An 11,173-nucleotide genomic window follows, 5' to 3' on the forward strand; every position below is an offset into this window, starting at 1 on the left:
AGGGTGTCGAGGGTGTCCTTGATTTTCAGCAGTTCCTCGCCGTCTCGGGCGCGGAAATACTGGCCGCCGGTGGCCTCGGCCAGTGCCTTGAGCGCCGGTTCGTCGAGGTCCAGGCTTGGGTTCACGCCAAGGATGCCCAGGGAGCCGGTTTGCTCGGGATCGGCGCCGATGCCGATGGGGTAGATTTTCACGCCTTCTTCAGCCGCCAGGCGCGCAGCGGTCAACGGGTCGATCTGCCCGGCATTGTTGGCGCCGTCAGTGACCAGGATCAGCACGCGGCTTTGCGCCGGGCGTTGGCGCAGGCGCTTGAGGGCCAGGCCGATGGCGTCGCCGATGGCGGTGTTCTTGCCAGCAATGCCGATGCGCGCTTCATCCAGCCAGGTGCGCACGGTGCGCCGGTCAAAGGTCAAGGGCGCTTGCAGGTAGGCTTGGCTGCCGAACAGGATCAGGCCCACGCGGTCACCTTCACGCTCCTCCAAAAAGTCTCCCAGCAGGTGCTTGACCAGGGCCAGGCGGCTGACGTCCTCGTCCTGCCAATGCATGTCGGGAAAATCCATGGAGCCGGAGACGTCCACTGCCACCAGCAAATCCCGGCCGCTGGCCGCAATCGGCAAGGGGTCGCCCAGCCATTGCGGGCGGGCGGCGGCGGTCAGCAGCAGCAACCACAGCACCACGAATGGGGCTTGCTGGCGCCAGCCGGGCAGGTTGACCCGGGCACGGCGGCGGGCCAGGCCTTCGAGGTCGCTGAGGTAGCTGACTTTCAGCGCCGGTTCGCCGCTGTCGGCCACGGGCAGCACCAGGCGCATGATCCACGGCAGTGGCAACAGGGCGAAGATCCACGGCCAGGCGAACTCAAACATGTTTGCGAATCCAGGTGTCGACGGCTTGGGTCAGGCCAGCGATGGCTTTGTCGTCGAGCTTGCATTCGGGCTTGTAGGCACCTTCCACCAACACCATCCAGCGCGTCAGGCCGGCGGCGGGGCAGCGGTTGTCCAGGAAGGCCAGCCATTTGCGCCCGTTGAGGGTGTGGCTCTGGCTATAAGGGTAGTCGTTGCGGCACAGGCGCTTGAGCAGGCCGTTGAGTTGCTGCAACCAGGCCCCAGCCGGCGCGCCGTCGTAGGGCTTGGGCATCAAAGCCAGCTCGGCCAGGGCTGCGATACGCAACGGGTCCAGCGGTTGTTCGGCACGCGCCACGGGGCGGCGGGCCGGCAGGAAACGGCGCAGCCACCATAGGCCCCAACCGAGTAGGGGGATCACCAGCAGCAACAGCCACCAGCCCGGCGCAGGTGGCCAAAAGCCAATGGCGGGCGGGGCGATCAGTGGTTGCAGTTGGTCCAGGCTGCTCATGGTTTTTTAACCGGGCGTTGCGGGTTGAGGTATTCGCGCAGTTGCTCGACCATTTCACTCTGGGTGCTCAAGGGCATCAACAACAGCCGCAGTTTCTGCGCGAGCAGTTCCCAGTGGGCGATACGGGCTTCGGCCTGGGCCTTGTAGGCCTGGCGCAGGTCGATATTCAGCGTGTCCAGTTCCAGTTGCGCGCCTCTTTGCGCGAAACGCAGCAGCCCGGCGGCGGGCAGGGCGTGGTCCAACGGGTCGGAGATCGGTAATAACAGCAGGTCGCAATGGCGCGCCAACAGGCTCAGCTGTTGCTCGGCGCCTTCGGTGAGGGCGCGCTCATCGCAGATCACCACCACCAGGCTGCCCGGGCGCAGCACCTCGCGGCCACGGCGCAAGGCCATGCCCAGGGCGTCGGCTTCCGGCTGACGCTCGGTGTTCAGGCTCTGGTTGACCCGCACCAGCCGGTTAAGCAGTTGCAACAGGCTTTGCTTGCTGCGCCGAGGCTTGATCTCGTAGTGCTCGTTGTCGCCGAACACCAGGCCGCCCACCCGGTCGTTATGGCCCAGGGCGGCCCAACCGATCAGGCTGGCGGCCTGGGCGGCAAGCACCGACTTGAACATTTGCCCCGAGCCGAAAAACAGCCGGCAACTTTGCTCCACCATGATGAAAATCGGCCGCTCTCGCTCTTCGTGGAACAGCTTGGTGTGCGGCTCCTGGGTACGCGCCGTGACGCGCCAGTCGATGGTGCGCACGTCATCGCCGGCCTGGTACACGCGCACCTGGTCGAAATCGACGCCACGCCCGCGCAGCTTGGAGTGGTGCAGGCCCACCAGCGGGCTACGTTGACCAGGCGTGGAGAACAACTGCACCTCACGCACGCGGTGGCGCATCTCAATCAATTCACTGAGGGTTACGCGGATGCCATCGCTTGCGTTCATCGACTTCAAGCGACGGCAACGACGTCGAGAATGCGTTGCACCACGCGGTCCTGGTCGACCCCGGCGGCTTCGGCCTCGAACGACAGGATGATGCGGTGGCGCAGCACGTCGAACAGCACCGCCTGGATGTCTTCGGGGCTGACAAAATCGCGACCGGCCAGCCAGGCATGGGCGCGGGCGCAACGGTCCAGGGCGATGGAGCCACGGGGGCTGGCGCCGTAGGCGATCCACTCGGCCATTTCCGCGTCGAACTTGGAAGGGGTACGCGTGGCCATGACCAGTTGCACCAGGTATTCCTCCACCGCATCGGCCATGTACAGGCCGAGGATTTCCTTGCGCGCGGCAAAGATGGCCTGCTGGCTGACCCGACGCTCGGGCTTGGTTTCGCCATTGAGTGCTTCGCCACGGGCTTGCTGCAGGATGCGGCGCTCGACGGCGGCGTCCGGGAAGCCGATCTTGACGTGCATCAGGAACCGGTCGAGCTGGGCTTCGGGCAGCGGGTAGGTGCCTTCCTGCTCGATGGGGTTTTGCGTGGCCATCACCAAAAACAGCGGCGACAGCTCGTAAGTGCTGCGGCCCACGCTGACCTGGCGCTCGGCCATGGCCTCGAGCAAGGCCGACTGCACCTTGGCCGGGGCACGGTTGATTTCGTCCGCGAGCACCAGGTTATGGAAGATCGGCCCTTGCTGGAACACAAAGCTGCCGGTTTCCGGGCGATAGATCTCGGTGCCGGTGATATCGGCGGGCAACAGGTCGGGGGTGAACTGGATACGATGGAACTGCGCTTCGATCCCTTCGGCCAACTCCTTGATCGCCTTGGTCTTGGCCAGCCCCGGTGCGCCTTCGACCAGCATATGGCCGTCAGCGAGCAGGGCGATCAGCAGGCGATCGATGAGTTTTTCCTGGCCGAGAATCTGCGTAGAAAGAAAGGTTCGCAGCGCAAGCAGCGCTTCACGATGTTCCATCGATGACGGTTCCTGGAAAGATGAGCCTGGGTGTTGTGACAAAACACCGGGCCTGGGGCGTTTACTTTAATGCATCGCGGGGTGCGGCGACTAACGGCTTGATGGGTATTTTTGGCCAAACTTACAGGATTGCGGTGCGCAAGGCATAACGGCTGGGTAGGTAGAGCACGATCACTGTGGGAGCTGGCTTGCCTGCGATGGCCTCAACTCGGTCTGGCTGAAAGACCCCACCGCCCGCATCGCAGGCAAGCCAGCTCCCACATGGGATCTACGGTGCACTCAGATCCGAATGAAAGTGCCTGTGCCCGTGAGGATGTTCTGCAGGGTTTCCTGCACTTCGGCCATGTCTGACGCGGCGGTGCTGTGGGCGATCTCCAACTGGTCCTTACCGCCCAGGGCATCGGCATCGCCGGCCGCCAGTTCGATCAATAAGGTGGTGTCGCCCAACGTCACTTTCAGCCCATCGAGAGTCGAAGGTTCGTAGTCCCAGGTCAGCTCCACTTCATCTTCATCCGGATAACGGGTGAGCATGAACATTTCGCCGTTCTTGCCGTGACAGCACAGCATGGCCATGTTGTCTTCTTCGTCGTCGCACGGGGTGGCCATCAGGGCGTCGGTTTTCAGCTGCAGCATGGGGCAATCCTGTGTAGGGGAGGGCAATTGTGCCACCGCGGCGAATTTTGTGCTTCATCCTGTGTCGGAACTTGAGCATGACCTCACGGCCCGGATCGGTCATTTCTGGTACTGATGGTGTTCAAAGTAGCAAGATTTTCTACCGAAAATCCGGGGTTGCCCAAGTTGCAACCGGCACCCTGCTTACCGATGACCGAATATGTCGCAGCGTCGCAAGCAGCGCTCTTCCCACACTCGTTAAGCTGCGCAACGGATGTGCCCTGTGCCAGGCGCCTGACCTGCCCGTCGTATCGTCACCTGGCCAGGGGCATGCCGTATGGAAGTTGTATGTGACCTGACTGTCCTGTCCAGCTTCACCCACCTGTCACCCTGATTCGTTTATGGTGCTTGTCAGCACACCAGCGAACAGAGCTGACGGTCTCCCCGCAAGGGGATAACACGCGACGCTTTCATCAATAACAAGCCCAAGCGGAGTACCACAGATGGCGTTCTTCACCGCAGCCAGCAAGGCCGACTTCCAGCACCAACTGCAAGCGGCACTGGCGCAGCACATCAGCGAACAGGCACTGCCACAAGTGGCGCTGTTCGCTGAGCAATTCTTCGGCATCATTTCTCTGGACGAACTGACCCAGCGTCGCCTTTCCGACCTGGCCGGTTGCACCCTGTCTGCCTGGCGCCTGCTTGAGCGCTTTGATCACACCCAACCGCAAGTGCGGGTCTACAACCCCGATTATGAGCGTCATGGCTGGCAATCGACGCATACTGCGGTCGAAGTGCTGCACCATGACCTGCCCTTTCTGGTCGACTCGGTACGCACCGAGCTGAATCGCCGTGGCTACAGCATCCATACCTTGCAAACCACCGTGCTCAGCGTGCGTCGTGGCAGCAAGGGCGAGCTGCTGGAAATCCTGCCCAAGGGCACCCAGGGCGACGGCATTCTGCAAGAATCGCTGATGTACCTGGAGATCGACCGCTGCGCCAATGCCGCCGAACTGAACGTGCTGAGCAAAGAGCTTGAGCAGGTACTGGGCGAAGTGCGCGTAGCCGTGGCCGATTTCGAACCGATGAAAGCCAAGGTCCAGGACCTGCTGGCCGGTATCGACGCCAGTGCGTTCGCCATCGACGGCGAAGAAAAGACCGAGATCAAGAACTTCCTCGAATGGCTGGTGGGCAACCACTTCACCTTCCTGGGCTACGAAGAGTTCGTGGTACGTGACGAGGCGGACGGCGGTCATATCGAATATGACGCCAGCTCCTTCCTCGGTCTGACCAAGCTGCTGCGCGCCGGCCTCACCGCCGAAGACCTGCGCATCGAAGACTACGCTGTGGCCTACCTGCGCGAGCCGACCGTACTGTCGTTCGCCAAGGCGGCACACCCAAGCCGCGTGCACCGCCCGGCCTACCCGGACTACGTGTCGATCCGCGAGATCAGCGCCGACGGCAAGGTCATCAAGGAACACCGCTTCATGGGCCTGTATACCTCCTCGGTGTACGGCGAAAGCGTGCGAGTCATCCCCTACATCCGTCGCAAAGTGGCCGAGATCGAACGTCGTTCGGGCTTCCAGGCCAAGGCGCACCTGGGTAAAGAGCTGGCCCAGGTGGTGGAAGTACTGCCCCGTGACGACCTGTTCCAGACCCCGGTCGACGAGCTGTTCAGCACCGTGATGTCGATTGTGCAGATCCAGGAACGCAACAAGATCCGCGTGTTCCTGCGCAAAGACCCCTACGGTCGTTTCTGCTACTGCCTGGCCTACGTGCCACGCGACATCTACTCCACCGAAGTGCGCCAGAAGATCCAGCAAGTGCTGATGGACCGTCTGAAGGCCTCGGACTGCGAGTTCTGGACCTTCTTCTCCGAGTCCGTCCTTGCCCGTGTGCAACTGATTCTGCGGGTTGACCCCAAGAACCGCCTGGACATCGACCCGCTGCAGCTGGAAAAAGAAGTGGTGCAGGCCTGCCGCAGCTGGCAGGACGACTACGCCAGCCTGGTCGTGGAAAGCTTCGGCGAAGCCCAGGGCACCAACGTGCTGGCGGATTTCCCCAAAGGCTTCCCGGCCGGCTACCGTGAGCGTTTCGCCGCGCATTCGGCTGTGGTCGACATGCAGCACCTCAACAGCCTGACCGAAGCCAACCCGCTGGTGATGAGCTTCTATCAGCCGCTGGGCCAGGTCTCCGGCCAACGTGAACTGCATTGCAAGCTCTACCACGCCGATACGCCGCTGGCGCTGTCCGACGTGCTGCCGATCCTGGAAAACCTCGGCCTGCGTGTGCTGGGCGAGTTCCCGTATCGCCTGCGTCACGCCAATGGCCGTGAGTTCTGGATCCATGACTTTGCGTTCATCGCCGCCGAAGGCGTGAACCTGGATATCCAGCAGCTCAACGACACCCTGCAAGATGCGTTCGTGCACATCGTGCATGGCGATGCCGAGAACGATGCGTTCAACCGCCTGGTCCTCACCGCCGGCCTGCCATGGCGCGACGTGGCGTTGCTGCGTGCCTATGCCCGTTACCTGAAGCAGATTCGCCTGGGCTTCGACCTGGGTTACATCGCCAGCACCCTGAACAACCACACCGACATCGCCCGCGAGTTGACCCGGTTGTTCAAGACCCGCTTCTACCTGGCGCGCAAGCTCACTGCCGACGACCTGGAAGACAAGCAGCAACGCCTGGAGCAAGCGATCCTCAGCGCCCTGGACGACGTTCAGGTGCTCAACGAAGACCGCATCCTGCGTCGCTACCTGGACCTGATCAAGGCCACCCTGCGCACCAACTTCTACCAGACCGATGCCAACGGCCAGAACAAGTCGTACTTCAGCTTCAAGTTCGACCCGCGTGCCATCCCCGAGCTGCCCAAGCCCGTGCCGAAGTTTGAAATCTTCGTGTACTCGCCACGGGTCGAAGGCGTGCACCTGCGCTTTGGCAACGTGGCCCGTGGCGGCCTGCGCTGGTCCGACCGTGAAGAAGATTTCCGCACCGAAGTACTTGGCCTGGTAAAAGCCCAGCAAGTGAAGAACTCGGTGATCGTGCCGGTGGGCGCCAAGGGCGGCTTCCTGCCGCGTCGCCTGCCATTGGGCGGCAGCCGGGACGAGATCGCGGCCGAAGGCATCGCCTGCTACCGCATCTTCATCTCTGGCCTGTTGGACATCACCGACAACCTGAAAGACGGCGCCCTGGTGCCGCCGGCCAACGTCGTGCGTCATGACGACGATGACCCGTACCTGGTGGTGGCGGCGGACAAGGGCACTGCGACCTTCTCCGACATCGCCAACGGCATTGCCATCGACTACGGCTTCTGGCTGGGCGATGCGTTCGCTTCCGGTGGTTCGGCCGGTTACGACCACAAGAAAATGGGCATCACCGCCAAGGGCGCGTGGGTGGGTGTGCAGCGTCACTTCCGTGAGCGCGGCATCAACGTGCAGGAAGACAGCATCACCGTGGTGGGCGTCGGCGATATGGCCGGTGACGTGTTCGGTAACGGTTTGTTGATGTCGGACAAACTGCAACTGGTCGCAGCCTTCAACCACCTGCATATCTTCATCGACCCGAACCCTAACCCGGCCACCAGCTTCGTCGAGCGCAAGCGTTTGTTCGAACTGCCGCGTTCGGCCTGGACCGACTACGACACCAGCATCATGTCTGAAGGTGGCGGTATCTTCTCGCGCAGCGCGAAGAGCATTGCCATCTCGCCGCAGATGAAAGAACGCTTCGACATCCAGGCCGACAAGCTGACCCCGACCGAACTGCTCAACGCCTTGCTCAAGGCGCCGGTAGACCTGTTGTGGAACGGCGGTATCGGTACCTACGTCAAGGCCAGCACCGAGAGCCATGCTGATGTGGGCGACAAGGCCAACGACGCACTGCGCGTCAATGGCAACGAGCTGCGCTGCAAGGTAGTGGGCGAGGGCGGTAACCTCGGCATGACCCAGTTGGGCCGTGTGGAATTCGGCCTCAATGGCGGCGGTTCCAACACCGACTTCATCGACAACGCCGGTGGCGTGGATTGCTCCGACCACGAAGTGAACATCAAGATCCTGCTCAACGAAGTGGTGCAGGCCGGTGACATGACCGACAAGCAGCGCAACCAGCTGCTGGCGAGCATGACCGACGAAGTCGGCAACCTGGTTTTGGGCAACAACTACAAGCAGACCCAGGCCCTGTCCCTGGCTGCGCGCAAGGCTTACGAGCGCGCTGCCGAGTACAAGCGCCTGATGAGCGACCTGGAAGGCCGTGGCAAGCTGGACCGCGCCATCGAGTACCTGCCGACCGAGGAACAGCTTACTGAACGCGCCTCTGCCGGCAAGGGCCTGACCCGTCCGGAACTGTCGGTGCTGATCTCGTACAGCAAGATCGACCTCAAGGAAGCGTTGCTCAAGTCGCTGGTACCGGATGACGAGTACCTGACCCGTGACATGGAGACCGCGTTCCCGCCGAGCCTGGTGGCCAAGTTCGGCGAAGCCATGCGTCGCCATCGTCTGAAGCGCGAGATCGTCAGCACCCAGATCGCCAACGATCTGGTCAACCACATGGGCATCACCTTCGTTCAGCGACTCAAAGAGTCCACCGGTATGAGCCCGGCGAACGTGGCGGGCGCGTATGTGATCGTGCGGGACATCTTCCATCTCCCACACTGGTTCCGTCAGATTGAAGCCCTGGACCACCAGGTTTCCGCTGACGTGCAACTGGAGCTGATGGATGAACTGATGCGCCTGGGCCGTCGCGCTACGCGCTGGTTCCTGCGCAGCCGTCGCAACGAGCAAGACGCCGGGCGTGACACCGCGCACTTTGGTCCGCACCTGGCCGCGCTGGGCCTCAAGCTCGACGAACTGCTGGAAGGCCCGACCCGCGAAGGCTGGCAGAACCGCTACCAGGCCTACACCCAGGCCGGCGTACCGGAGTTGTTGGCGCGCATGGTTGCGGGTACTACCCACCTGTACACCTTGCTGCCGATCATCGAAGCCGCCGACGTGACCGGGCATGACGCCGCCGAAGTGGCCAAGGCCTACTTCGCCGTCGGCAGCGCCCTGGACTTGCCGTGGTACCTGCAGCAGATCAGCGATCTGCCGGTTGCCAACAATTGGCAGGCCCAGGCCCGCGAAGCCTTCCGCGATGACGTGGACTGGCAGCAACGGGCGATCACCATCTCCGTCCTGCAAATGGCCGATGCGCCACAAGACATGGAAGCCCGCGTGGCCCTGTGGCTTGAGCAGCATCAGGACATGGCTGATCGCTGGCGCGCCATGATGGTGGAAATTCGTGCTGCAGTGGGCACGGACTACGCCATGTACGCGGTGGCCAACCGTGAGTTGCTGGACCTGGCGTTGAGTGGCCAGTCGGTGTTGCAACCGGCTTGATGCCTCGCTAAACCAAAAGCCCCCGTATCGTGAGATGCGGGGGCTTTTTGTTTGATCTGGAATGCGATCAATGTGGGAGCTGGCTTGCCTGCGATAGCGGCGGGTCAGTTAATAATTTGGTCACTGGTACACCGCTATCGCAGGCAAGCCAGCTCCCACAGTTTTAACTTTACTCACTTGGAGTCAGTGGTGTTTGAGTAGTCGGGTTTCCAGGTGATCCAGATGCTGGGTCATCAGGGCGACGGCCGTGTGAGCGTCGCGCTGTTCCACGGCATCCACAATCGCCACATGCTCCTGCCACGCGCAATAGGTGCAGGCCTTTGCTTCAAATTGCGCAATGATCAACGACGTCAACGGCACCAGGCTGTTGAGAAACTGTGCCAGCGGTGCGTTGCCTGCCATGTGCGCCAGTTGCAGATGAAACTCTCCCGAAAACCGGATCGCCGGGCCACGCTGGTCACGCTCAATGGCGTCGCGCTCCTGTGCAATCAGCTCGCGCAGTTGGCGAATCTGCATCGCGGTGGCCTGGGCGCAGGCCAGTTGCACCACGGTAATCTCGGTGAGGCGCCGGGCTTCCAGGATCTGCCGTGTGTGCTGGGCATCCGGCGCGGCGACCTGGGCGCGCTGGTTGGGGCGCAGGATGACCACTTGCTGATGGGACAGCTTGGCGAGTACCCGGCGTATCACGCTGCGGCTCACGCCAAAGAGCTCGCCCAGGCCTTCTTCGGTGAAGCGGCTGGCGGGCGCAATGCGTTGCTCAAGAATGGCGTCGAACAAGCGTGGGTAGATGTCGTCCACCGAGGGCTTTTTTTCGGGCGTCCAGCGTAGGGACGTGAGGGTGCAATTGCGTTGCAAGGCGTGAGCGTTCATGGCCGGTCTCCGAAAATCAACTGCCCAGATGGTCGTCCGGGATATTCAAGCGAATGCCCATGCGCAGGCCTTCCTGAAGGATGTGCCGGCGCATTTCGGCACTGGCCAGGGCGCTGTTCTTGTTGCGGATGGCGCGTACCACGGCTTCGTTCTCTTGAAGGCGTTCGGCCAGGTGTTCAGGGGAGTTGCGCAATACCTGAGCGCTTTGTTTGAGCGCGGTGCTGGTTTGCTGCACCACGTTCTGGAAGATCGGATTGGAGGTCAGGGCGAACAGCTCCTCATGGAAGTCGATATAGGCGTTCATGCCCGCTTCGGCATCGCCGGCATCCAGGGCTTCGCGCATGTCCATCAGGGTCAGGCGCAGTTGGCCGATTTCCTTGCTGCTGATGGACTGGGCTACCAAACCGACGATGAAAGGTTCGAGGGTGTAGCGCAGTTGCAGGATGTCCTCGAGGCTGGCATCGGCCACGGCGTCGCTCGATTGCGGCTCGCTGACGCTGCTTTCCAGCACGACCACGCCTTTGCCCGGCATGGAGCGCACCAGGCCGAGGGTTTCCAGCACGATCACCGCTTCACGCAGGCTCGGGCGGCTGATGCCCAGCTGTTCGGCCAGTTCGCGTTGACCGGGCAGCATTTCACCGCGGCGCCACTGGCCTCGCGCCAAGGCGGCGCGCAGTTTTTCTACCACTGAATTGACGACGGTTGAAGTGCTGATCACGTCGAAGGCTCCTTGATGTTGCTCATACAGTATTCAGTCTGGCGAAGGTCCAAAGTGGGAGCTGGCTTGCCTGCGATGACTGAGTGTCAGGCACTACATTTGACGCTGACCCACCGCTATCGCAGGCAAGCCAGCTCCCACATTGGATGGGTGTTGTCCTAGAACTCCTGATGCGCCGGCAGCACCGGTTTCTTGGCCTGGAAGGCATAGCCTTGCTGGCCGTCGAGCACCTTGTTGGCGCGCTGGATATCAATGTCTTTTTCCCAGCGCGCAATTGCCACGGTGGCCACGCAGTTGCCGATCAGGTTAGTCAGCGCCCGGCCGATGCCCATGAACCAGTCCACCGCTAGCACCAATACC

Annotated in this window: 8 protein-coding genes and 1 pseudogene; 1 reads left to right on the forward strand and 8 read right to left on the reverse strand. The window is 62.1% G+C overall.

The genetic code is table 11. The annotated features are described in order from the left end of the window. The 5 genes from GIW04_RS21505 to GIW04_RS21525 form a co-directional block, all read right to left on the reverse strand. On the reverse strand, positions 1-860 hold an 860-nt coding region (locus GIW04_RS21505; protein ID WP_236479182.1), incomplete at its 3' end, for a vWA domain-containing protein. Beyond that, positions 853-1,347: a DUF4381 domain-containing protein gene (locus tag GIW04_RS21510; protein ID WP_003190798.1), complete on the reverse strand. Its 495-nt coding sequence runs from the start codon at positions 1,345-1,347 to the stop codon at positions 853-855. The genes GIW04_RS21505 and GIW04_RS21510, both read right to left, overlap by 8 nt. Then, positions 1,344-2,276: a DUF58 domain-containing protein gene (locus tag GIW04_RS21515; RefSeq protein ID WP_003190799.1), complete on the reverse strand. Its 933-nt coding sequence runs from the start codon at positions 2,274-2,276 to the stop codon at positions 1,344-1,346. The genes GIW04_RS21510 and GIW04_RS21515 overlap by 4 nt, the downstream gene beginning before the upstream one ends. A 5-nt stretch (positions 2,277-2,281) precedes the next feature. Next, complete coding sequence (locus tag GIW04_RS21520; protein WP_003190801.1) at positions 2,282-3,241, reverse strand: AAA family ATPase; 960 nt, start codon at positions 3,239-3,241, stop codon at positions 2,282-2,284. Positions 3,242-3,520: 279 nt separating this feature from the next. Further along, positions 3,521-3,874 (reverse strand): hypothetical protein, encoded by a 354-nt coding sequence (locus GIW04_RS21525; RefSeq protein WP_057709870.1) that lies wholly within the window; start codon positions 3,872-3,874, stop codon positions 3,521-3,523. Between the two features lie 482 nt (positions 3,875-4,356). Here GIW04_RS21525 and GIW04_RS21530 point away from each other — a divergent pair, with 482 nt between their 5' ends. Next, on the forward strand, positions 4,357-9,225 hold the full coding sequence (locus GIW04_RS21530; RefSeq protein ID WP_120248256.1) for an NAD-glutamate dehydrogenase: 4,869 nt from the start codon (positions 4,357-4,359) through the stop codon (positions 9,223-9,225). 183 nt (positions 9,226-9,408) lie between these two features. Here GIW04_RS21530 and GIW04_RS21535 read toward each other — a convergent pair whose 3' ends face one another. From GIW04_RS21535 to GIW04_RS21545, 3 genes and pseudogenes are all read right to left on the reverse strand, one after another. After that, a complete protein-coding gene (locus GIW04_RS21535; RefSeq protein WP_003190805.1) occupies positions 9,409-10,095 on the reverse strand; it encodes a GntR family transcriptional regulator in 687 nt (228 codons plus the stop codon). A 16-nt stretch (positions 10,096-10,111) separates the two neighbouring features. Further along, the gene (locus GIW04_RS21540; protein ID WP_034135434.1) at positions 10,112-10,813 is read right to left on the reverse strand and encodes a FadR/GntR family transcriptional regulator; all 702 of its coding nucleotides are present in this window, start codon (positions 10,811-10,813) and stop codon (positions 10,112-10,114) included. A 158-nt stretch (positions 10,814-10,971) separates the two neighbouring features. Further along, positions 10,972-11,173, reverse strand: a pseudogene (locus tag GIW04_RS21545) (C4-dicarboxylate transporter DctA); the annotation flags it as partial.

It is taken from the genome of Pseudomonas sp. PA-4-8C (genome assembly GCF_021606625.1).
GTDB lineage: Bacteria > Pseudomonadota > Gammaproteobacteria > Pseudomonadales > Pseudomonadaceae > Aquipseudomonas > Aquipseudomonas lactis.

Excerpts from the sequence above, each read along its gene's own strand:
- GIW04_RS21510 (WP_003190798.1), bottom strand. The coding sequence starts at position 1,347 with ATGAGCAGCCTGGACCAACTGCAACCACTGATCGCCCCGCCCGCCATT.
- GIW04_RS21515 (WP_003190799.1), bottom strand. The coding sequence starts at position 2,276 with ATGAACGCAAGCGATGGCATCCGCGTAACCCTCAGTGAATTGATTGAG.
- GIW04_RS21520 (WP_003190801.1), bottom strand. The coding sequence starts at position 3,241 with ATGGAACATCGTGAAGCGCTGCTTGCGCTGCGAACCTTTCTTTCTACG.
- GIW04_RS21525 (WP_057709870.1), bottom strand. The coding sequence starts at position 3,874 with ATGCTGCAGCTGAAAACCGACGCCCTGATGGCCACCCCGTGCGACGAC.
- GIW04_RS21530 (WP_120248256.1), top strand. The coding sequence starts at position 4,357 with ATGGCGTTCTTCACCGCAGCCAGCAAGGCCGACTTCCAGCACCAACTG.
- GIW04_RS21535 (WP_003190805.1), bottom strand. The coding sequence starts at position 10,095 with ATGAACGCTCACGCCTTGCAACGCAATTGCACCCTCACGTCCCTACGC.